Here is a 24,496-nt window from a genome sequence, read left to right on the forward strand (position 1 = left end):
ATGAGTTTATCCACTTTAAGCATCAAACGACCGGTTTTTACGATTGTTGTCAATCTGACGATTATTCTTTTTGGCATTATTGGTTACAGTTATTTGGGCATAAGAGAATTTCCTTCGATTGATCCGGCGCAAATTTCGGTGCGTACCAATTACACCGGTGCGAATGCTGATATTATCGAGTCGCAAATTACTGAACCTTTAGAAAAAGCCATCAATTCCATCGACGGAATTCGAAATATTACTTCTTCGAGTAACCAAGGTTCGAGCAATATTAGTATCGAATTTAAACTCGAAAAAAACTTAGAAGAAGCGGCGAATGACGTACGTGATAAAGTATCACAAGCGGTTAGAAGTTTGCCTCAAGATATCGATGCACCGCCGGTAGTTTCTAAGGCTGATGCCGATTCTGACCCGATAGTTACGATGACCGTTCAAAGTGACACCAGAGACGCTTTGGCCTTGAGCGATTATGCCGAAAATGTAATCGCCGAGCGTTTGCAGACGATTCCCGGTGTGAGTAGTGTTCAAATTTGGGGACAAAAAAGATACTCGATGCGCATTTGGATTGACCCCATAAAATTGAATTCTTATGGCGTAACCGTGTCCGATGTCCGAATGGCTTTAGAAAAACAAAACGTCGAATTGCCCTCGGGAAAATTAACCGGTGCGAATACCGAATTGACAGTAAAAACATTGGGGAATCTTTCCGATGAAAAACAATTCAACAACATTATCATCATTGCCAATGAAGATAAAATCGTTCGTTTGAATGATATCGGTCGGGCCGAATTGGGTTCAGAAAACCTGGAAACTGAGTTTAAAGCCAATGATCAATCGATGGTTTCTTTGGCTGTAATTCCGCAACCGGGAACCAATTATTTGGATATTGCCGAACAGTTTTACAAACAATACGAGGCTTTTCAAAAAGATTTACCCAAAGACATCAAAATCAATGTCGGTTCAGACAATACCCTTTTTATCAAAAAATCGATAGTCGAAGTTGCCGAAACGCTTTTGATTTCGATTATTTTGGTGATTTTAATCATATTCTTATTCTTCAGAGATTGGTCTATCGCTTTCCGACCGCTGATTGACATTCCGGTTTCGTTGATAGCTACGTTTTTCATTATGTATTTGTGCGGTTTCTCAGTAAACGTTTTGACACTTTTAGCCATCGTTCTGGCGACAGGATTAGTTGTTGATGACGGAATCGTAGTCACGGAAAATATCTTCAAAAAAGTCGAAGAAGGCATGTCGCCGATTGAAGCCGCGATCAAAGGTTCAAACGAAATTTTCTTTGCGGTTATCTCAATTTCCATCACATTAGCAGCGGTATTTTTACCCATCATTTTCTTAGAAGGTTTCGTAGGTAGATTGTTCCGAGAGTTTGGCGTCGTCATTGGTGCGGCAGTTTTGGTTTCGGCCTTTGTTTCTTTAACGCTTACGCCAATGTTGAACGCGTATTTGATGAAAGGCGGCGAACAAAAGAAAACCAAATTCTACAACTTTACCGAACCTTATTTTGTGGGTTTAAACAAAGGTTACGCTTCGTCATTGGAACGTTTTATGCAAAAGAAATGGCTAAGTTTTCCAATAGTAATTGTTTGTTTGGGATTGATTGCATTGTTCTTCTCTATTCTGCCGAAAGAAACCGCACCTTATGATGATAGAAGTTTGGTAATCGTTGGTGTTACAACTCCGGAAGGCGCGACTTTTGATTACACTGACCGATTCATGCGAGACTTGTCAAAACTCATCAACGACAGTATTCCCGAGAAAAGAATTGCCTTAGTAATAACTTCACCCGGATTTATGTCGTCTTCAGTAAACACCGGAAGAATCAGAATGGCCTTAAAAGATCCGGAAGAAAGAGAGAAATCTCAAAAAGAAGTCGCGGATGATTTTACCAAATGGACGAAAAAATATCCGCAAGCCAAAGTAACCGTTTCCGAGCAACCGACTATCGCCGTAAACCGTCGTGGTGGTTTGCCGATTCAGTATATTATTCAGGCACAGAATTTTGAAAAATTGCGCGAAAAGATTCCGCAGTTTATGGAAGAAGCCAATAAAAATGAAACTTTCTCCAACGTAGATGTCAACTTGAAATTCAACAAACCTGAAATCAATGTGACCATCGACCGAGAGAAAGCGGAAAGCTTAGGTATTTCGGTTTTAGATGTGGCGCAAACATTGCAATTATCCTTGAGCGGACAACGCTTTGGTTACTTCATGCGCAACGGAAAACAATACCAAGTCATTGGACAATTTGACAAAAAAGATAGAGATGAACCATTAGATTTAACCTCCATGTTTGTCAAAAATAACAAAGGCGAATTGATTCAGTTGGACAATGTCGTGAAAGTCGATGAACAAAGCAATCCGCCACAATTGTATCACAATAATCGATACATGTCGGCAACGGTTTCAGCAGGTTTAGCACCGGGAAAAAGTATGGTTGATGGTATTGAAGCGATGGACGAAATTAAAGCTAAAGTGTTAGACGACACTTTCACCACTGATTTAGGCGGAGAATCACGCGATTTCGTAGAAAGTAGTTCGAATACGATATTCGCTTTTGTCTTGGCATTGCTGTTGATTTATTTGATTTTAGCAGCGCAATTTGAAAGTTTTATCGATCCGTTTATTATTATTTTAACTGTGCCAATGGCGGTTGCCGGAGCATTATTCTCGCTTTGGTTGTTTGGCCAAACGTGGAATATCTTTAGCCAAATTGGAACCGTGATGTTAATTGGACTCGTCACGAAGAACGGAATCCTAATCGTCGAATTTGCGAACCAATTGCGTGAACAGGGTTTGTCTAAATATGATGCAATTATACAAGCTTCTGAAGCGCGTTTGCGACCGATTTTGATGACCAGTTTAGCGATTGCTTTAGGTGCATTACCTATTGCGTTGTCACTTGGTGCAGCTTCCACTAGTAGAATTGGAATGGGTGTTGTAATTGTCGGCGGAACGATTTTCTCTTTGATTCTGACCTTATTCGTAATTCCGGCTTTCTATTTAATGTGGTCGAAAGCAAAGAAACACCGACCTGAATTTGATAATTTAGAAGCTTTAGAAAAATAAGTCTTATGAAATTGATATCATTATATAGCCTCTTTTTACTGTTGGTTTTTGTGCCAAAAATACAAGCACAAGAAGTATTGCCACTGGAAGATGCCTTAAAAATCGCTTTGGAAAACAACTACGACATAAAGTTGGCCAAAAACGAACTCAAAGTTGACGAACTCAGCAACAACATCGGAAATGCAGGAATGTTGCCTACTGTTAGCGCTACAGTGGTAAACAATAACAGCATTTTAAATACCACGCAAACCCAAGCTGACGGTTCGGAAAGAACTTTGGATGGCGCACGAAATATGAACTTGACTTACGGTGTTGGTTTAGATTGGACAGTTTTTGACGGCATGAGAATGTTTGCCCGAAAAGAACAACTCAACATTTTGCAAAAACAAGGTGAAGCCGAATTGAAATTGGCCATCCTAACCAGAATCAGTGATGTTTATTTGAACTATTTCGATTTGGTACAACAGCAACAACAATTGGCTGCGATTGATACTGCGATTGTCATTTCACAGGAAAGAGTCAATACGGCGCAAAACCGTTATAGTATAGGAAAAGCATCGAAATTGGAAGTGTTGAATGCACAAGTCGATTTGAATTCGGATAAAAGTTTGCAACTCAAACAGCAGGAATTAATCAAAACCGCTAAGATTCGTTTGAACGAAATTTTAGCCCGTGATGTCCAAACGGATTTTGTTGTAACCAATGAAATTTCGGTTGATGAACAACTCAACTATGACGAACTCAAATCGGCTGCCGACTCTCAAAATCCGCAATTACAAGCGCAATTACTGACCAAAAACAGTGCGGAACAACAATTAAAACAAGTCAAAGCCGGTCGTTATCCAACGGTTCGAATTACATCTGGTTACAATTTTACGCGTTCAGAAGCATCTTTGGGATTTGTGACGCAATCTTCGGGTCGCGGTTTGGTTTATGGCATTAATGCTTCGGTTCCTATTTTTAACGGTAATCTGCAAAATCGCAATGAAAAAATTGCTAAAGTCCAATTGGAAAACGCCAACGTAACTTTGGAACAACAAAAAAGAAGTCTGGAAAGCCAATTGAATTCGGCGTTTGCGAGTTATGCAACTAATTTAGAACTAACTAAAGTAGAAGCTAAAAACCTCGAAATAGCAGAGCAAAATTTAGACATCACTTTGTCTAAATTCAAAATCGGAACCATTACGCCTATTGAGTTCAGAACAGCACAACAGAATTTTTTGGATGCCAAAGTACGTTACAGCAATGCGATGTATTTGACCAAAATTTATGAAATCACTTTAAAAGAATTGGCCGGGAATTTGACTTTTTAATGTATTTTTGGACTCAAATTAACAAAACAAAATGGTAAAATACGACCCAAAAGACTGGATTACTTTTATTTTCAGATTTCACAAAGCCGATACTTTCCGCCAATTGTTTCCGATGATGATATTCATTGGACTATATTCTGCAGGAATTTGTTATTTAGAAGTCGAGTATTGGAAACTCTCACAAGAAAGCCATGTCAAAAACATTTCCATCATGCATGGCATGTTAGGTTTTGTCATTTCCTTGTTGTTGGCATACCGAACCAATACCGCTTACGATCGTTGGTGGGAAGGCCGAAAACTTTGGGGTTCTTTGGTGAACAACAGCCGCAATTTAGCCATCAAACTTTCAGCCATACTAAAAGACGAACACGATAAAAAATACTTGCGGTTTTTAATTCCAACTTATGCTTCCATTTTATCCAAACATTTAAGCAATGAAGAAGTTGGCCAAATCCTGTTCGAAGACGTCGAATTGAAAATCAACCACCAAAAGCACAAACCCAACCAAGTGGCGCTGGTTTTGTTCCAAAAAATACATGACTTACACCAAAGTGGTAAAATTTCAGGGGACCAATTGATTATTTTGAACGCTGAATTACAATCATTTACCGATGTTTGTGGCGCTTGTGAGCGAATCAAAAATACCCCTATTCCCTATTCCTACAGTGCATTCATTAAGAAATTTATTTTCTTTTATGTGATGACTTTGCCTTTTGGCTATGTATTCAGTTTGGGTTATTATGTAATTCCTGTAGTGGTTTTTATCTTCTATGTTTTGGCTTCGCTTGAATTAATTGCAGAAGAAATCGAAGATCCTTTTGGTACTGATGCCAACGATTTACCAACCGGAAAAATCGCTGAAAACATCAAACGACATGTAGAGGAAATCTTGTAAAGATTCTTTCGTCTTCTTAATCTAAACAATCATCGATAAACGACACAATTTTGTTTTATCTCTCATCAGCAATCCTTATATTTGCTGCCTTAAAGAAGAATACATGAGAATCTCTTACAATTGGTTAAAACAATTCATTAAAATAGATTTAAAATCAGAAGAAACGGCAGCCATCTTGACCGATTTAGGTTTGGAAGTGGAAGTCGTAGAAAAATACCAATCGGTTCGTGGCGGATTAGTAGGTGTTGTGGTTGGTCACGTATTGACTTGCGAAAAACATCCCGATGCCGACCGTTTGAAAATTACTACCGTTGATTTAGGCGAAGGTTCTCCGGTACAAATTGTTTGTGGTGCTGCGAATGTGGCGGCCGGACAAAAAGTACCTGTAGCGACAATCGGAACCAAATTATTTGACAAAGACGGCGTTGAATTCGAAATCAAAAAAGGAAAAATCCGCGGACAAGAAAGTCACGGAATGATTTGTGCCGAAGATGAATTAGGTTTGGGAACAAGTCACGACGGTATTATGGTTTTGGACGCCAATTTAAAACCGGGAACACCTTGCGCCAAAGTATTCAATATAGAAAATGACGAAGTATTCGAAATTGGTTTAACGCCAAATCGTGCCGATGCGATGTCGCATTATGGTGTTGCTCGTGATTTGCGTGCGAGTTTGTTGCAAAAAAACAGCAATATCGAATTGATTACGCCTTCGGTGAGTACTTTCCGAATTGACAAACGAACTTTAAAAATTGACGTTGATGTTAAAGACAGTAAGTTGGCACCGAGATATTGTGGTGTTACGCTTTCGGGCTTGACAGTAAAACCTTCACCTGAATGGTTGCAAAACCGTTTGAAAGCGATTGGGCTTACGCCAAAAAATAACATTGTCGACATTACTAACTATATTTTACACGATTTAGGCCAACCTTTACACGCTTTTGACGCGGCGAAAATCAACGGGAAAATCGTTGTGCAAACAGTTGCTGCCGGAACTAAATTCACCACTTTAGACGATGTAGAAAGAACATTACACGAAGAAGATTTGATGATTTGTGATGAAAAAGGTCCATTGTGTATCGCCGGCGTTTTTGGCGGAAAAGGTTCAGGCGTTTCCGAAACTACGAATTCTATTTTCTTGGAAAGTGCTTATTTTAATCCGGTGAGCGTTAGAAAATCGGCGAAAAGACATGCTTTGAATACTGATGCTTCTTTCCGTTTTGAAAGAGGAATCGACCCAAATATAACCGAATTTGCTTTGAAACGCGCCGCGCTTTTGATTAAAGAAGTGGCCGGTGGCGAAATCACTTCGGACATAGTAGACATTTACCCGAAAAAGATTGAAGACTTCCCGGTTTTCTTGAATTTTGACAAAACGACTAAACTCATCGGGCAAGAATTACCAAAAGAAACCATCAAGAAAATCTTGGCTTCCTTAGACATCAAAGTGAATAGCGTTTCTGATGCCGGTTTGGGATTAATCATTCCATCTTATCGTGTGGATGTGCAACGCGAAGTTGACGTTATTGAGGAAATTCTTCGAGTTTACGGTTACAACAATATCAATTTTACCAAAAAATTAAACGCTACTGTTTCTAATTCGGCGCGAACAGAAGATTATAAAGTACAAAATATTATCGCGTCACAATTGAACGGTTTAGGCTTCCACGAAATGATGGCGAATTCATTGACTACGCCGGATTATGTTGGTTTATCCGAAATGCTGAAAGAAGAATACAATGTCATGATGTTGAATCCGTTGAGCAATGACTTGTCGGCTATGCGTCAGTCGATGCTATTCTCCGGTTTAGAGGCTGTTTCGTATAATATCAATCGTAGAAATGGTGATTTGAAATTATTCGAATTAGGGAAAACCTATCATAAAGAACTTAATGGTTACAATGAACCAAAGCATTTAACGTTATTCGTTACCGGAAACCGCAATGAAGAAAGTTGGACAAATGCTCAAAAACCTTCCGATTTCTTTTTGTTTAAAGGTTATGTGAATTCGGTTTTAGAACGCTTGGGAATTTGTAAAATTCAGAACAAACCGGTGACTTCGGATGTCTTTGCTGAAGGTTTGGCGATGGCTTCCGGCAATGATACTTTGGTGGAATTTGGAACTGTGAAAAAATCGATTTTAAAACATTTCGACATCAAACAAGAAGTGTTCTTTGCTGATTTCAATTGGAACTTAATTTTAAAACTAATTGGTAGTAAAATCAAATTCACCGACATTCCGAAATATCCTGAAGTACGCAGAGATTTAGCACTTTTAGTAGACCATTCAGTGGCTTTTGATGCGATTTACAATATCGCTCGTCAAACGGAGAAATCGCTCTTAAAAGACATTAATTTATTTGATGTGTACCAAGGTAAAAATCTTCCGGAAGGCAAGAAATCTTATGCGGTGAGTTTCACTTTGCAAGACAATTCCAAAACCTTAACTGATGAGCAGATTGACAAAATCATGAGCAAGTTGCAGAAGAATATGGAAAATGAATTGGGTGCCAGTTTGAGATAATCACTTCAATACAATATAGAAAATGCTCGAAGAAATTCGGGCATTTTTATTTTTTATTTACTTTCACCATCAATCTTTCATTCAGGACTTTAGAAAACTTTTCCGCTCCTTTGACATTCAAATGATCACAGTCGTGGAAATCGGTTCGTTCCATCGGGAAGTTTAAATAATTCCAGTATTCGAGTTGGTGTTTTTGGGCTAACTTTTGGTAATCACTTTCTGCTCTTTTCACCATGTTTTTATGAAGTGCGTTTACATAGTCTTTGTGGCATGGCATTGTTAACAATATAGGAGTGATATTTTTGGCTTTGAGGATGCTGATAAAATCTTCCAAATCATTTGTAATTTCTTTTTTTTCAGGCGAAATTCCTTCGTCTAAACCCTTTCCGGCTCTGTTGAAAATATGAGCCGGCGTCATGCCTTCAGCTCTGGTACCTATATAACCAAAGTAACCTTTTTTAATTGGCTTGTTTAAATCGTGGTCGTTGCCCAAATCAATGGCTTTGATTACTTTGTACTTTCCGCTTAAATCGTTTTTCAATAATTTTAGGGCAATACTGGTGGAATAACCATTTAGGTGACTGTACTTCGGAAAGAAAGCCATTTCGTTTTTATACTCAATGCCGTTACCGTAATAGGACCAAATTTCACGGCTATCCATTCGAGAATAGTTGAGAGAGCCACAATCCACAGTTATGAAAACGTATTTCAAATTAGAAAGTTGGTCTAAATATTTTAAGGCAATTCTTTTATCATAATACAACGGTTGGGCGACATTGGCCAAATTATAGGCATACGTTTCGAATTGATTCGGGTCAATGCCCAAAGTAGCTCTTGAATTCCCTAAAATCAAGACTTCAATCTTTTTTGGGTTTTGAAGGATACCTTTTTCTTTTTCGGTATAAGTGGTGTCAATTTGTCTCAAATAAATTTCAAAAGCAACAATGACCAAAACAATCGGCAAGGCAAAGTAGAGCAAATATTTAATAAATTTCTTCATGCCTTTTAAAATTGAAAATAGATAAACTGTTGCTCTTTAGAATCCACGCAATAAAAAATAATAGCGATGATGATGTAGTAGAAAGCCCATCGAATTGGTCTTTTCCATTTCAAGCCCAACTTGGCCAAGGCAAAAGGCTGTTCTCTGCCCAACCACTCTATAATAAGGAAGAACGCCAACATCACAAAAGTATTGTTGTTGGACGGCATTTTGGTTGGCATTGCAAATAAGCTCCAGGAAAACAGGTCTGAAACATAACGCAAAGCGTGTGTAAAATCGTTGGCTCTGAAAAATATCCAAGCCAAAACTGTTAAGCAAAAGGTTAACGTTACTTGTAAAAACTCTTTAACCGTTGGTAAATATTTGCCTTGAGCTACGATATCGAGATTGCTTCTGTTGGTGCTAAAAATAATCGAAGGCATGATGTATATAGCATTGAGTAATCCCCAAACGATAAAAGTCCAATTGGCGCCATGCCAAAAACCACTAACTATAAAAATGACAAACGTATTTCTGATTTTCATCCACATGCCGCCTTGGCTTCCTCCTAACGGAATGTATAAATAATCTCGGAACCAGGAAGACAATGAAATGTGCCAACGTCTCCAAAACTCGGCTATATCTCTTGAGAAATATGGAAACGAGAAATTCCGCAACAAATCAATGCCAAAGAGTTTGGCGGTTCCAATAGCAATATCTGAATAGCCTGAAAAGTCGCCGTAAATTTGGAACGCAAAATAAACCGCACCCAAAAAGAGCGTACTTCCTGAATAATCTCCGGAGTTGTTAAAGATTTCATTGGCATATTCCGCACATTTGTCCGCAATGACAATCTTTTTAAACAATCCCCAAAGAATTTGTCGCAAACCATCGGCGGCGTATGTAAAATCAAAAGTTCGTTGCTTTTTAATTTGAGGCAGTAAATGCGTGGCTCTTTCTATTGGTCCGGCCACCAATAACGGAAAGAAGCTTACGAAAAGCGAATAGTCGATGAAATTACGCTCGACTTTTATTTTGTCTTTGTAAATATCAATCACATAAGACAAACCGTGAAAAGTGTAGAAGGAAATCCCAACCGGGAGAATTACTTCCAATGTCCACGGATTGACTTGAAAACCTATATTCGCTATAGCTTCTGCAAACTCCGTGATAAAAAAGTTATAGTATTTAAAAAATCCTAAAAAGCCTAAATTGACTGAAATACTAAACCAAAACCAAAAGTTTTTGACCTGCTGGTTTTTGGCTTCCGCCATTTTGACTCCAGAAAAATAATCCAGTACGGTAGAAAAAACGAGTAAGAACAGAAAGCGCCAATCCCAACAAGCATAAAATAAATAGCTGGCTACCACTAATAGTATATTTTGGTAGCGTAAGTTTTTGCGGCATACAAACCAATAGAGTATAAAAACTAACGGTAAGAAAAAGGCAAAGCTTAAGGAGTTGAACAGCATGGTTTAACCTTGTTTGGTTCAAATATAGGAAATTAGTTGATAAACAAGTTAAAACAAAAAAGCCCCGATGACTCAGGGCTTTCTTTTACACAAAACGTTTTCGAAGTATTTGAGTATCAATTATGATTTTGGCGTCACAACAGCATCAATGACATGGATTACTCCATTAGATTGGTTTACGTCGGCGATAGTTACTTTAGCACTATTTCCATTTTCATCAGTGAGATAAACCTCATTTCCTTTTAACCAAGCCGTTAGAGTACCACCACTTACTGTTTTCAAAGCGGCTTTACCATTTCCTTTTTTGATAGCAGCAACTACATCAGCGGCACTGAATTTTCCGGCCACTACATGATAGGTTAAAATGGTTTGCAACAGTTTTTTGTTTTCGGATTTCAGTAAAGTTTCTACGGTTCCTTTTGGCAGTTTTGCAAAAGCATCATTGGTTGGTGCAAAAACAGTAAATGGTCCTTTACTTTGCAAGGTTTCTACCAAATCGGCGGCTTTTACGGCGGCAACCAAAGTCGTATGGTCTTTTGAATTTACAGCATTTTCAACAATGTTTTTGAAGGGATACATGGGTGCGCCACCTACTGTTACTGTTTGTTCTTTTTGTGCCAAAGCTTCGCTACTTACCATTACTGTAAGCGCAAAAAAGGCAGTGGATAAAAAATTTCTTGTTTTCATAGCAAATGAAATGTTTAAAGTTATGCTGTAATTTACGCCACAGATTCATTACCGGTTTTTTAAAGCTTTATTTTTCTGAAAAGTTTAACAAGTGTAGAGAATACAATTCTAGGTCGTGAAACTTGAAAAACAAAAAAATAATTTGTAATTTAGAAATTGTAAAACACCAAATATCAACCCTTTAAAAACCCTTTAGAATGTTGGTAAACAAGTTAGGCCTAGAAAAAGAACTTCTTTCTAAAAGAAGAAAGTTCAAATCAGAAGCTGCTATTTTAGCCGAAGTGCAGTCGATTTTTGCTGAAAACGATTTGGTTCGTGAACAGATTTCGCAAAAGTTGCAACAAAAAAGTTCAACAAAACCAAATCAGCTCAATTTTGACTTATTGGAAGCCGATAAAGTTTTCCATTTAGAACAAATCAAAGCGCTTTGTATTGAGTACCGTTTGCGATTTTTGGACAGTATTATTTTCAAAAACGAAATTCCAGAGGAAGCCATTTCTAAAATCCGAATGATGGAAAAAGCACACCAAACATCCTTAGAGGGTTTTAAAATCATTGCACCAAGCAAAGCATTTCACTTGTTAAACTATGATGATCCATTACTGTTTGTCCCAATAGGAAACAATTACTATTACTTAATTCACCAATGGGGAACCGAAATGAATCCGTGGCGAAAGTTATTGGTTTTACCCATTAAAAATCTGGGTGCTTTTACCATAACAGCCATTCTGTTGAGTATAGTAATCGCTTTAATTGTACCCGAAAACAACTTGAGTAAATCGGTGCCATTGGCTTCCGTGATTGTATTTCTTTTTGCCTTTAAATCCATCTTTGCTGTTTTTGCCTATTACTTTTTTATGATGGGCAAAAACTTCAACGAGGAAATTTGGCAACGACAGTATTATAATAACTAAACAAAAAAAGCCCCGATTCCTCGGGGCTTTTCATTTATCTAAAAACAAGAATTATTTCTTTTTCTCGCTTTTTTCCATTTTTGCTTTTAATCCGGCAAGAATGTCATTGTTATCTCCTAAAGTTGAAGCCGGAGCATTGTTATTAGAAGCTACTGATTCAGCAACCGCTTTAACATTTTTCTCTTCTTCTTCTCTGAAAATAGCCGTGTGAGAAGCAACAACTCTTTTGAATTCTTTGTTGAACTCAATTACTTTGAATTCAGCTTCTTCACCTTTTTTCAATTTCTTACCATCTTCTTTTTCTAAGTGACGAGTTGGAATAAACGCAACAACATCATCTCCGAAATCTACAGTAGCTCCTTTGTCAACAATTTCAGCGATAGTTCCGTTGTGGATAGTTCCTACAGCGAAAGCATCTTCATGTTTGTCCCAAGGATTAGCAGTAGTTTGTTTGTGACCTAAAGATAACTTACGACCGTCAACATCTAATTCTAATACTACTACATCTAATTTATCACCTACGTTAACAAATTCTGATGGGTGTTTGATTTTCTTAGTCCAAGACAAATCAGAGATATACACTAAACCGTCAATTCCTTCTTCTAACTCAACGAATATACCGAAGTTAGTAAAGTTTCTAACGATACCTGTGTGTTTAGAACCTACAGGATATTTAGACGTGATATCTGTCCATGGATCTTGTGTCATTTGTTTGATACCTAAAGACATTTTTCTATCGTCTCTATCAAGAGTCAAGATAACGGCTTCAACAATATCACCCACTTTAACGAAATCCTGAGCACTTCTTAAGTGAGTTGACCAAGACATTTCAGAAACGTGGATTAAACCTTCAACACCTTCAGCCACTTCGATAAATGCACCGTAATCAGCGATTACTACTACTTTACCTTTTACTTTGTCTCCAATAGTTAATTTAGAGTCTAAAGCATCCCATGGGTGAGCGTTTAATTGTTTTAAACCTAATTGAATTCTTGTTTTCTCATCATCAAAATCAAGGATTACAACGTTTAATTTTTGGTCTAGTTCAAGCACTTCACTTGGGTGATTGATTCTTGACCAAGAAAGGTCAGTAATGTGGATTAATCCATCAACACCACCTAAATCAATAAACACACCATAAGAAGTAATGTTTTTAACAACACCTTCTAATACTTGTCCTTTTTCTAATTGACCAATGATTTCTTTTTTCTGAACTTCGATGTCAGCTTCGATAAGCGCTTTGTGTGAAACAACAACGTTTTTGAATTCGTGGTTAATTTTTACCACTTTGAATTCCATCATTTTGTTTACATATATATCATAGTCACGGATTGGTTTCACATCAATTTGTGAACCCGGTAAGAATGCTTCAATTCCGAAAACATCTACAATCATACCACCTTTAGTTCTGCATTTCACGAAACCGTTAACGATTTCTCCGGTTTCATTGGCAGAAATAACTCTATCCCATGATTTGATAGTTCTAGCTTTTCTGTGTGATAATACCAATTGACCTGTTTTGTCCTCACGAACGTCAATTAATACTTCAACTTTGTCACCCACTTTTAAAGCTGGGTTGTAACGGAATTCGTTTAATGAAATAACACCTTCCGATTTTGCATTAATGTCAACAATCGCGTCTCTGTCAGTGATTCTAACTACCACACCTTCAACTACTTCTTCTTGATCGGTAGAAATGAAAGTTTTAGTAACTAAATCTTCAAACTCTTGTAAGTTTTTCTGATCTACTGCATCAATTCCTTCTGAGTAATTGTGCCAGTTAAATTCGTTTAAAAACGCTTGTTGTTCTTTGTTTAATTCAGACATGCTGATAAAAAATTTGTATGCTGTGCTTCTTGAGTTTCTTAATGCGATAGACAACACAACAGTGTTAGATATAAATTGTTTACTCCCTAATGGAAACTCTACTCCGCCAAAAGGACTGCAAAAGTAAGCATAATTTCTTAATTACAAAACATTTAACAACAGAAAAGTTACTCTGAAAAAGTATTTTATTTAGGAGCGAACCTGCCTGCCGGCAGGCAAGAGGCTTGGGAATCATTGGTTTCCGTTTTCCTGCTGTTCGCACTACACGGTAGTCGCTTCCATCAGGGCTAGTTAGGATTCGTATTGATTTCTTGGAAACAAAAAGAAAAGGAAAAGATTATTACTTTTGAAGAAAAACTTGTGGCAAAAAATTCATTTCAAATATTTAAATCCGACAACAAAACCTTTCATTGGGATATTAACAATATTTTATTTGTACTCATACTAGTCTTCGGATTTATAAAAATCTTAAACATTGGCTATATTTCAAAAATAGCTGACAAAGGATTGATTGGTGTAATTATAGTAGGCATCATCCTGCTTATTGCCAATATATTCAGAAAAAAACCGCTCAATGGAAAACTACAAGGAACGCTGACTTTCAATTCAGACCATATTGAAATTGATGATAGAAAAATTGAAATTAATAAATTGAAAAAAATATTTCTAAGAATAGATGACTATGAAGGCTACTCACATCCCCAAACACGTGCGGCCCTTTTCCCAACAATTTCCAATGGAACCAACAATCTTTTGGAGTTAGAATTAAAAACCGGAGAAAAAATAAAACTGTTTTTCCAAATGGAATATGAAAATCAAGTAGAGGAACTTCGCCCTTTTATGGTTACCTTAGTTCAAAACAATATCATCGAGGTCGAAAAAGGAATTAAATGGTTAAAAATGAACGATGATATCCTAATCAATCGATTCAGAATCGATACCAACAGTAAAGAGTTATGAATGATAACGCCAAAAACAACTCATTTCTTTTTAAAGTTACAACCAACCTAACTTTTTGGGTATTAATCGCTATTGTATGCGGCGTTTTACTCGGTCATTTTAAACCCGAAACCGGACAAGAAATGAAAATCGTAGGCGATTCGTTTATCCAATTGGTGAAAATATTTATTGGTCCGATTATTTTCCTAACCATCGTTTTAGGAATCGCAGGCATAGGAGATTTAAAGAAAGTCGGACGCATCGGAATCAAAGCACTAATCTATTTTGAAATCGTTACTACTTTAGCATTAGCCATCGGAGTTTTTGCTGCTTATATCATCCAACCGGGAAAGATTGACAAATCCGGTTTAGATATTCAGGATGCTAGCAAATATACTTCGGGCGCGTCTGCTGAGTTCAATTGGCTCGAGTTTTTCCTGAGCAACTTTACGCTTCAAGTTTTGGTAGTCGCTATCATTTCCGGAATTCTATTAAATTATTACAACAAAAGACAAACCGTAGTTGATGCTTTGTACACAATCTCAAAATACGTTTTCAGAGCTTTAAAAATTGTTATGTATTTGGCTCCGCTTGGTGCTTTTGGCGGCATGGCTTACACCGTTGGAAAATTCGGATTGGACACTTTAATTCCGCTGGGAAAATTAATGCTGACCGTTTATGTCACCATGGCGATTTTTATTTTCGTCATTCTCGGAAGTATTCTTCGCTACTACAAAATAAGTATCTGGGATTTTATCAAATACCTCAAAGCAGAATTGTTGATTGTCCTTGGAACTTCATCCTCAGAACCGGCTTTGCCCAATTTAATGAACAAACTCGAAAGCATGGGTTGCAGTAAATCGGTTGTTGGATTAGTGGTACCAACCGGTTATTCTTTTAACTTGGATGGCACAGCCATTTATCTATCGATGGCGATTATTTTTTTGGCACAACTGTATAATGTTGAGTTGAGTTTTGCTGAAATCCTAACCATAATCGGACTGCTAATGATAACCTCAAAAGGCGCAGCCGGTGTAACCGGAAGTGGTTTTATTGTTTTAGCTTCAACCTTAACGGCGATACACAAAATTCCGTTAGAAGGTCTGGCGTTTCTATTAGGTGTAGATAAATTCATGAGCGAAGCGCGTGCCATCACCAACTTCATTGGAAACGGTGTCGCCGCCATCGTAATTTCTAAAAACGAAAATGAATTTGTCGATCCGGAAAATCCTAGAGACTTAGATTAATCAACCCATAAAAAAGCCTTTCAAAATTTGAAAGGCTTTTTTATTTTAATGACTTACATTAGCAACAGCATTCGGGTCGTGTTTGTGTTTGAACATAAAGGCAAAAGCAATCGCAATCACTAATGAATATGCGGCAAACGCTAACCAGATACTATGCCAATCTCTGGCTCCATCATGTGTAAAGAACTTTTCAATCGCCCAACCCGAAGTAAAACTTCCTAATATCGCACCAACACCATTGGTCATCATCATAAATAACCCTTGCGCTGACGAACGAATTTTAGCATCCGTAGAAGTTTCTACAAATAATGAACCGGAGATATTAAAGAAATCAAATGCCATTCCGTAAACGATGCACGACATGATAATCATCCATAAACCATCAGTTGGATTGCCGTAAGCAAATAATCCGAAACGCAAAACCCAAGCAAACATCGAAATCAACATGACTTGTTTGATTCCAAATCGCTTCAAGAAAAACGGTATCGCCAAAATAAACAGCGTCTCTGAAACTTGAGAAATCGACATGATAATCGTTGAATATTTGACTACAAAAGAATCAGCATATTCAGGAACATTTTTGAACTCATCTAAAAACACATCACCATAAGCATTAGTCAATTGCAAAGCGCCACCCAAAAACATGGAGAAGATAAAAAACAACGCCATTTTATATGTGCCAAATAATTTAAAAGCCTCTAATCCTAAGGATTCTACAAAAGAGGATTTTTCCGCTTTAATGTGTTGTGGCTTGCATTTTGGCAAAGTAAATGAATACAATCCCAATAAAACAGCAGCAATTCCGGCTATATAAAATTGGTAAGCTGTGGCTTTATTTCCTGATAAATTGGTCAACCACATCGCCGCAATAAAACCTATTGTTCCCCAAACTCTAATCGGTGGAAAATCTTTTACAACATCACTGTCATCGCTGTTTTTTAAAGCATTATAGGAAATAGAATTCGACAATGCAATGGTTGGCATATAAAAACACATCGCCAAAAGCATTACATAAATAAAATTATCAGGGGTAGTAACTTGAGGAAGATAAAACAAAACTAAGGCATACAATATATGAAGAACGCCATATAATTTTTCGGCGTTAACCCAACGGTCAGCCATAATTCCGGTTAAAGTCGGCATGAACAAAGAAGCAATTCCCATAGTTCCGAATACCAACCCGAATTGGGTTCCATCCCATTGTTTGGTTCCAAACCAAAAGTTGGCAATCGTAATAAGCCATGCACCCCAAACAAAAAACTGAAAGAAGTTCATGGTAATTAATCTGTTTTTTATACTCATAATAGTGGTTTTTGGTTTTATAATAACAACCCGTAAATCTACTATTTATATTGAGATAAACAAATATTTACAACGATTTCAAAACTTTACCCACCAAAGCCAAGACTGCTTCGAATTGCTCTTCACGCGTTAGTGCCGAATTGTCAATTTCAATCGCGCCATCCGCCATGACTAAAGGAGAATCATCTCTGTGAGTATCAATGTGGTCGCGCTCTTCAACGTTTTTCAAAACCGCTTCAAAAGTTACGTTTTCGCCTTTTGCCTGCAATTCATCATAACGACGACGCGCACGTGTTTCCGGACTGGCAGTCATGAATATTTTGAGTTCGGCTTCCGGAAAAACAACGGTTCCTATGTCACGCCCGTCCATCACGATGCCTTTCTTTTTTCCCATGGATTGTTGCTGTTCTACCAATTTGGCACGAACCTCTGAAACTTCAGCCACTTTGCTCACAAAACTCGATACTTCTATGGTTCTGATTTCTTTTTCAACATTGACGCCATTGAGATACATTTCGGCAAAACCCAAGTCGGCGTTGAATTCAAAATGCAATTTGATAAACGGCAAGCTGTTGATTAACGTTTCTTTGTCAAAAAACTCTGCGCCAATACAACCGTTCTGCATCGCAAAGTAAGTCACTGCACGATACATCGCTCCGGAATCGACATAAACATAGCCTAAATGTTTGGCCAATTGTTTGGCTAAAGTGCTTTTCCCGGTGGAGGAAAATCCGTCAATGGCAATGGTAATTTTATTACTCACAATTTTAAAATTATTTTTTGGTGTTCGTGAACCTTCGGTTTCATTAGTGTTTAATATCGGTTTCCGGAAAAATCAATGGTCAAGCCAAACAAGCTAGTGTTGGCTGCCAAAGTATATCGGGAATACGAGTAATTGAATTTTAAATTATTGACTTTCAAACCGAAACCAACCGACAATCCGGAAAAATTTCGCTGCTCTAAGATACGTAATTCTTCTGCTCTTCTGAAATTATAACCCAATCTGATATTGAAACCTTTCTCCGGAAACAATTCGGCACCCACAATTACGTGGCGCAAAGCATTGTTGAAAAAAGAAATTTTCTCAGGCGTAGCACCGCCATCCAAATTGCCTTCTGCCCTATTCGGATTCGAAAAAGCGACTTGCCATTGCTGCATATTTTCTAATGTCAAATGCCAACGAATCGGCACATTTTCCATTAATTGTGAAACGCCAATTAGCACTTCTAAAGGTAATTTCTCTCTGGTTTCTGCGTAAGGTGTAATTTGCGTTCCAATATTCCGAATAGAAATCGCCCAATTGACATCATTACGAGTGTCTATAAATAAAGCGCCAATATCAACGGCAGCTCCAAAAGAATTGTAAATTTCTAAAGTGGAAGAAATCAGTTTGGCATTGGCACCAATATAAAAATCGGTAAACGGAACATTATAAGCATAACCAAAAGACAAGGCAATCTCGCTTCCCGCAAAATCAGAAGTCTGTTGACCATTTTCGTCATAACCGTCAAATTTTCCGTAATTCACATAATTGACTCCGCCAAAAAACGTTTGCACATGACGGTCGTAAGTATAGGCATAAGAAGCCGTTCCATAAGTCACTTCGCCAAAATAACTGCCGTAATTCAATGACAACTTATTGTCCATTTCCGCATTAATACAGGCGGGATTAAAATGGGCTTGGTTGACATCTTGGTCATAAAAAGTAATGACTTTTCCGCCAATCGCGGCTTGTCTTGGTGAGGTAACTAAGTTTAGAAATTGGTATACCGACCTGCCGCCAACTTGTCCGAAAGCGACCAAACCGACGAGGCAAAAAGCAATACAAATTGTTTTTCTAAACATTAAAATAGACTTATGGCTATTACTATAACGGAATTGCGAAGATATTATTTTATATCGGAGGAAAAAAGTTAATAAAAAAAGGCAGGAGTTTATTTTACTCGTGCCTTTTTATTAATTCTATTTTGAGTTTTATTTCAACGTTTTTGCATTTTTCACCTTTTGGTTGGTCAAAGCTACGTCAATCACTTCACTCATTTCTTTTACGTAATGAAAAGTCAAACCTTCGATATATTCCGGTTTGATTTCATCTATGTCGCTTTTGTTTTCGTGACACAAAATGATTTCTTTGATGTTGGCTCTTTTGGCTGCCAATATTTTTTCTTTGATACCGCCAACCGGTAATACTTTGCCACGAAGTGTGATTTCGCCTGTCATGGCTAAGTTTTTCTTCACTTTCTTTTGTGTATATAATGACACTAAAGAAGTTAACATAGCGATTCCGGCACTTGGTCCGTCTTTGGGCGTAGCGCCTTCCGGTACGTGTAAGTGAATATTGTATTTGGCAATCATTTCCGGGTCGAGCCCAAATATTTCAGCATTAGACTTAATGTATTCTAAAGCAATCGTCGCCGATTCTTTCATTACGGTTCCTAAATTCCCGGTCAAGGTTAAAGTTCCTTTTCCGGCAGAGATTAACGATTCTATGAATAAAATGTCACCGCCAACTGAGGTCCAAGCTAATCCTGTCACCACTCCGGCCACATCATTGCTTTCAGATTTATCTCGGGCTAATTTAGGCGCGCCAAGAATTTTGACAATATCTTCATCGGTTACTTTTTTGTTGTACTCTTCTTCCATGGCAACCGATTTGGCTGCATTTCTGATTACCTGAGCAATCTTTGCTTCCAAACTACGAACACCGGATTCGCGGGTATAGCCTTCCACGATTTTCTCCAATTGTCTTTTGCCAACAGTTAAGTCTTTTGTGGTCAAACCGTGTTCTTTTAATTGTTTGGGCAACAAATGCTGGCGGGCGATTTCGGTTTTTTCTTCAATGGTATAACCGGTCATTTTGATGACTTCCATTCTGTCTTTTAACGCCGGTTGAATGGCGGACATATTATTGGAAGTAGCTATGAACATCACTTTCGACAAGTCGTAACCCATTTCTAAGAAATTATCATAGAACTCATTGTTTTGCTCAGGATCTAAAACCTCTAACAATGCCGAAGACGGATCGCCTTGATGACTGTTAGACAATTTATCAATCTCATCTAAAACAAACACCGGATTAGAAGTACCGGCTTTTTTCAAACTTTGGATAATTCTTCCCGGCATGGCACCGATATAAGTTTTACGGTGACCGCGAATTTCCGCTTCATCGCGTAAACCGCCTAACGAAATACGAACATATTCTCTTCCCAAAGCTTCGGCAATCGATTTTCCGATAGAGGTTTTACCAACACCCGGAGGTCCGGTCAAACAGATAATCGGCGACTTCATGTCGTTTCGAAGTTTCAAAACGGCCAAATGCTCAATGATTCTTTTCTTAACATCTTCCAAACCAAAATGGTCTCGGTCTAATATTTTGACGGCGCGTTTTAAATCGAAATTGTCTTTAGAATATTTATTCCATGGCAATTCTAAAAACAGCTCTAAATAATTTCTTTGGATACCAAAATCGGGCGCTTGCGGATTCATGCGTTGCATTTTGGAGATTTCTTTCTCAAAATGTTTGGCGGTTTTTTCGTCCCAAGTTTTGGTTTTGGCTTTTTGACGCATTTCTTCGATTTCCTGCTCATACGAAACCCCGCCCAATTCTTCTTGGATGGTTTTCATTTGTTGGTGCAAGAAATATTCGCGCTGTTGTTGGTCGAGATCAAAACGCACTTTGGATTGGATATCGTTTTTCAATTCTAACTTTTGCAACTCTACGTTCATGTAACGCAAAGTTTCCAAAGCTCTTTCTTTCAAAATATTAATCATTAATAAATCTTGTTTCTCTTTGACCGTAAGGTTCATATTAGAAGAAACAAAATTGATTAAGAACGACTGACTTTCGATATTTTTTATGGCGAATGTCGCTTCGGTTGGGATATTAGGACTTTCCTTGATAATCTCAATAGCTAATTCTCGAATGGAATCAACGATGGCTTGGAACTCGGTATCCGATTTCCCGGGACGTTTTTCTTCAACTTCTTTAATAGTGGCTTTTAAATAAGGTACTTCCGAAGTTACTGCGTCTATTTCGAAACGCTTTTTTCCTTGCAGAATAACGGTGATATTGCCATCGGGCATTTTTAAAACCCTTAAAATTTGGGCAACAGTTCCAATAGTGTGAATGTCATTCTTGGTCGGATCTTCATCTTCCTCATTCTTCTGCGCTACAACTCCAATGATTTTATTACCGGCATTGGCATCATTAATCAGTTTGATAGATTTATCACGACCGGCAGTAATCGGAATAACAACACCAGGAAACAAAACCGTATTGCGAAGCGGTAAAATAGGCAATGAATTGGGTAACTCTTCCTTATTCATTTCCTCCTCATCTTCGGGAGTCAAAAGCGGAATTAAATCCGTTTCGGTATCGAACTCTTGTAGTGACAGATTGTCAAGAGTTAAAATATTGTGGTTTGACATGTGGTATTTGATTTAGTCAAATTGACATTAAAAATTATATAATGCTAAACAAATGTAGGACAAATTTTAATTTTGATAAATTATAATCGATGTACGGCAGTTGTTATAGTCGAACTTCAATATTGTGACAATACTAAAGTAAAGCGCTTTGATAAGTCAAGGATTGTGCCGTAAAAAAAATCCGCCAAATTGACGGATTTCCTATTTTGAAAATGTAGAAAATTAGTTGTATTCTACATCAAAAGTCCCTTCTGTAACCGATTTTGTTGTGGTTCCGTCTGAAGCCTGAAAGTTAAACGTTCCCTTAATCCTAGTGGCTGTTTTGCTGATAATGGTCACTGAACCTGAAACCGAATCATAATCGGTATCGCCTAAAGTATAAACACCTTGTGCGCTATCAACAGCTACATTACCTGTGATGGCATAAGTTCCGGCACCAACACTTCTTCTTACAGAAACATTAATAGCATTAAAATCGGCATCTTCAGCAGCAATAGTTAACCATTCTTCAGCACCGATAAAAAATTCGGCTGTAAAAATATCGGTATCAACAAACTCAACTCCGCCAACTTTAGCGTAGAAAGAATCACCTGTTTGCCCTTGTGTTACAAAAGGAATATTTTCAAAAACACCATTGGAAAATTGTACCGGAAGTATTGAAGTTGTTGTAGTATCTGACCAATACCCTTTAAAACTAAAGGTTCCGGAAATGGTATTGTTTACCGTATTAATATTGGTTATAGTAATTGAACCTGTATTTTCTTCCGGATTGTCAAAGTTAGTTGACCAATAGCCAAACTCTGAACCTGCCGGTGTGAAAGCCAATATATTAGTATTGGCAGGATAAGTTCCAGTAGCAGATGCTTCCACCAAAAGACCAAAACCTTCTCCGTTAGGTTTTATCCCTGAGATAGTTATATAATTTCCACCAATTAGTGCTTGAGCTGTTGAAGCAACCCATGTATTTCCGCTAAAATCGGCTTTGAACATGGCCGGACCTGCATTTCCTCCGCCGAAATTATCTAAATCAATCGCCGGGTCAAGAGGTTCATTTTCGCAGGAAGTAAAAGTAAAAGCAGTAAGGAATAAAAATATTCCGGCTAAAAATTTGATGTTTTTCATAACCATTTTGTAAATATTGCTCAAATATAATTTTTTTTAAATTGATGACAAGTGTTTTTTTGGTATTCTCAACAATAATAACAATCCGCTGATGAAAAATAGGGTTAAAAAAACTATAGCATTGCGCATACTTCCGGTAATTTGGTCAATCAATCCGTAAATCAACATCCCAATCACAATCCCGATTTTTTCTGAAACATCATAGAAACTAAAGAACGAAGTTGTATCTTCGGTTTCAGGCAGTAATTTGGAATAGGTTGAGCGTGCCAAAGCTTGAATACCGCCCATTACCATTCCTACGAATCCTGCCGTGATGTAAAACTCTATTGGCTCGGTCACAAAATAAGCTGCGATACAGATGATGGCCCAAATAGAATTGACCACAATCAAAGTTTTAATATTGCCAAAACGAGCTGAAGCTTTGGAAGTCAATATGGCTCCGGCCACTGCTACCAACTGAATTAACAAAATGCTGATAATCAATCCGGTAGTTTTTTCGCTGTCAGTTTTCCAGTTGATTTCCTGTTCTCCAAAATAAGTGGCTACCAACATCACAGTTTGCACTGCCATACTAAAGACAAAAAAGGCAAATAAGTACTTCTTGAGCAACTCATTTTCAAACACCTGATTTTTAACTTTTTTCAATTCTCTAAAACCGTTGAGAAGTACATCTTTGGTGATTTTTTCTGCATTATCGTTGCCTTTCGGCAAAAATCGGAAAGCATATTGGCTGAAAACTATCCACCAAACTCCTGTCATGGCAAAAGATAATCTCATGGCACTCATTGCTTCTTCTCCTTCTTTTCCTAAAATCATATACAAATTAATCAGTAGCAGAATTACGCTTCCCACATAACCCATAGAATAGCCTTTGGCGCTTAATTTATCTTGTTGTTCTTTAAAAGCAATATCGGGTAAATAGGAATTGTAGAAAACCAAACTGCCCCAAAAACCAACCAATCCGAAGTAAAAACAAACTATTCCGAATACAATATTGTCTTTGGTAAACCAATTCATTCCAATACAAGAAAGCGCTCCTAAATAACAGAAGAACTGCATAAACCGTTTCTTATTTCCAGCAAAATCGGCAATCCCAGAAAGTAAAGGCGACAAAAAAGCAACCGTTAAAAAAGCAAAGGCTGTTACAAAGGCCATTAGTGCTGTGCTCTTAAAGTTTATTCCTAAAAACAATATATTAGAATCGGCTTTTGGAAATAAAAATCCAAGATACAAAGGAAAAATTGCTGAGGAAATAACCAACGGATAAACCGAATTAGCCCAATCATAGAAAGCCCAAGCGTTGAGTAATTTTGGATGACCTTTAGGAAGTGCTGACATAAAATTAGGGTTTAAATAAAAAATCCCGCTCAACAAAGAACGGGATTCAAATATAAGTTATTTTTTTTATTTAAATGTTACTCCAAACTTGGCTGCTTCTGCTTTTGCAGCAGGAATTTGTTTTTTGATGTTGGCAATTCTGGTTTCATCAGACGGGTGCGTACTCATAAATTCCGGTGGTTTTTGTCCGCCTGATTTGGCTGACATTCTTTGCCAAAAATCAACTGCTTTTTCAGGATTGTATCCTGCAATGGCCATCAATTTAAGTCCAATCATATCGGCCTCACTCTCATGACTTCTACTAAAAGGCATCATGGCTCCAAACTGTGAAACACCTGAATAGGCCAACATAGCTAACTGCTGGGTTTCAGCCGTTTTTCCTCCTGTAGCTACAGCGACACCAGCTGCACCGGCTTGTTGTA

Annotated in this window: 18 protein-coding genes; 7 read left to right on the forward strand and 11 right to left on the reverse strand. The window is 37.7% G+C overall.

The window, feature by feature from the left end:
- The 4 genes from ACK4HO_RS05275 to pheT all read left to right on the forward strand — a co-directional run bounded on the left by ACK4HO_RS05275 (position 1) and on the right by pheT (position 7,819).
- Entirely contained in the window at positions 1-3,087 is a 3,087-nt protein-coding gene (locus tag ACK4HO_RS05275; RefSeq protein ID WP_409663567.1) for an efflux RND transporter permease subunit, read from the forward strand.
- A gap of 5 nt (positions 3,088-3,092) precedes the next feature.
- Entirely contained in the window at positions 3,093-4,400 is a 1,308-nt protein-coding gene (locus ACK4HO_RS05280) for a TolC family protein (protein ID WP_409663570.1), read from the forward strand.
- A gap of 31 nt (positions 4,401-4,431) precedes the next feature.
- Complete coding sequence (locus tag ACK4HO_RS05285) at positions 4,432-5,295, forward strand: bestrophin family protein (RefSeq protein ID WP_409663573.1); 864 nt, start codon at positions 4,432-4,434, stop codon at positions 5,293-5,295.
- A gap of 103 nt (positions 5,296-5,398) precedes the next feature.
- A complete protein-coding gene (gene pheT, locus ACK4HO_RS05290) occupies positions 5,399-7,819 on the forward strand; it encodes a phenylalanine--tRNA ligase subunit beta (RefSeq protein ID WP_409663576.1) in 2,421 nt (806 codons plus the stop codon).
- 46 nt (positions 7,820-7,865) lie between these two features.
- Here pheT and ACK4HO_RS05295 read toward each other — a convergent pair whose 3' ends face one another.
- From ACK4HO_RS05295 to ACK4HO_RS05305, 3 genes are all read right to left on the reverse strand, one after another.
- Positions 7,866-8,819, reverse strand: a complete 954-nt coding sequence (locus tag ACK4HO_RS05295) for a hypothetical protein (protein ID WP_409663579.1) — start codon at positions 8,817-8,819, stop codon at positions 7,866-7,868.
- A 5-nt stretch (positions 8,820-8,824) separates the two neighbouring features.
- Positions 8,825-10,270 carry an MBOAT family O-acyltransferase gene (locus ACK4HO_RS05300; RefSeq protein ID WP_409663582.1) on the reverse strand — a complete coding sequence of 482 codons (1,446 nt, stop codon included), beginning with the start codon at positions 10,268-10,270 and terminating at the stop codon, positions 8,825-8,827.
- Positions 10,271-10,390: 120 nt separating this feature from the next.
- Positions 10,391-10,957 carry a fasciclin domain-containing protein gene (locus ACK4HO_RS05305; protein WP_409663584.1) on the reverse strand — a complete coding sequence of 189 codons (567 nt, stop codon included), beginning with the start codon at positions 10,955-10,957 and terminating at the stop codon, positions 10,391-10,393.
- 197 nt (positions 10,958-11,154) lie between these two features.
- On the opposite strand from ACK4HO_RS05305, the gene ACK4HO_RS05310 reads away from it, so the two are divergent.
- Entirely contained in the window at positions 11,155-11,871 is a 717-nt protein-coding gene (locus ACK4HO_RS05310; RefSeq protein ID WP_409663587.1) for a hypothetical protein, read from the forward strand.
- Between the two features lie 51 nt (positions 11,872-11,922).
- Here ACK4HO_RS05310 and rpsA read toward each other — a convergent pair whose 3' ends face one another.
- Positions 11,923-13,698, reverse strand: a complete 1,776-nt coding sequence (rpsA, locus tag ACK4HO_RS05315) for a 30S ribosomal protein S1 (protein WP_409663590.1) — start codon at positions 13,696-13,698, stop codon at positions 11,923-11,925.
- A gap of 360 nt (positions 13,699-14,058) precedes the next feature.
- Here rpsA and ACK4HO_RS05320 point away from each other — a divergent pair, with 360 nt between their 5' ends.
- Both ACK4HO_RS05320 and ACK4HO_RS05325 read left to right on the forward strand, forming a co-directional pair.
- Positions 14,059-14,658 (forward strand): hypothetical protein, encoded by a 600-nt coding sequence (locus ACK4HO_RS05320; protein WP_409663593.1) that lies wholly within the window; start codon positions 14,059-14,061, stop codon positions 14,656-14,658.
- Complete coding sequence (locus ACK4HO_RS05325; RefSeq protein ID WP_409663596.1) at positions 14,655-15,884, forward strand: cation:dicarboxylate symporter family transporter; 1,230 nt, start codon at positions 14,655-14,657, stop codon at positions 15,882-15,884. Before ACK4HO_RS05320 ends, ACK4HO_RS05325 begins: the two co-directional genes overlap by 4 nt.
- Before the next feature lie 45 nt (positions 15,885-15,929).
- On the opposite strand, the gene ACK4HO_RS05330 is transcribed toward ACK4HO_RS05325, so the two are convergent.
- The 7 genes from ACK4HO_RS05330 to ACK4HO_RS05360 form a co-directional block, all read right to left on the reverse strand.
- Positions 15,930-17,186 (reverse strand): nucleoside permease, encoded by a 1,257-nt coding sequence (locus tag ACK4HO_RS05330; protein WP_409663599.1) that lies wholly within the window; start codon positions 17,184-17,186, stop codon positions 15,930-15,932.
- Positions 17,187-17,253: 67 nt separating this feature from the next.
- Positions 17,254-17,949 (reverse strand): (d)CMP kinase, encoded by a 696-nt coding sequence (gene cmk / locus ACK4HO_RS05335; protein ID WP_409663602.1) that lies wholly within the window; start codon positions 17,947-17,949, stop codon positions 17,254-17,256.
- A gap of 50 nt (positions 17,950-17,999) precedes the next feature.
- Positions 18,000-19,031: a type IX secretion system protein PorQ gene (gene porQ, locus ACK4HO_RS05340; RefSeq protein WP_409663605.1), complete on the reverse strand. Its 1,032-nt coding sequence runs from the start codon at positions 19,029-19,031 to the stop codon at positions 18,000-18,002.
- Positions 19,032-19,160: 129 nt separating this feature from the next.
- The gene (gene lon / locus ACK4HO_RS05345; RefSeq protein WP_409663608.1) at positions 19,161-21,614 is read right to left on the reverse strand and encodes an endopeptidase La; all 2,454 of its coding nucleotides are present in this window, start codon (positions 21,612-21,614) and stop codon (positions 19,161-19,163) included.
- A gap of 222 nt (positions 21,615-21,836) precedes the next feature.
- Complete coding sequence (locus ACK4HO_RS05350) at positions 21,837-22,736, reverse strand: DUF6252 family protein (RefSeq protein ID WP_409663611.1); 900 nt, start codon at positions 22,734-22,736, stop codon at positions 21,837-21,839.
- 36 nt (positions 22,737-22,772) lie between these two features.
- Positions 22,773-24,074: an MFS transporter gene (locus ACK4HO_RS05355; RefSeq protein WP_409663613.1), complete on the reverse strand. Its 1,302-nt coding sequence runs from the start codon at positions 24,072-24,074 to the stop codon at positions 22,773-22,775.
- Between the two features lie 66 nt (positions 24,075-24,140).
- The coding region (locus ACK4HO_RS05360) for a M48 family metallopeptidase (RefSeq protein WP_409663615.1) at positions 24,141-24,496 on the reverse strand (356 nt) is incomplete at its 5' end.

It is taken from the genome of Flavobacterium sp., assembly GCF_046296355.1.
Lineage (GTDB): Bacteria > Bacteroidota > Bacteroidia > Flavobacteriales > Flavobacteriaceae > Flavobacterium.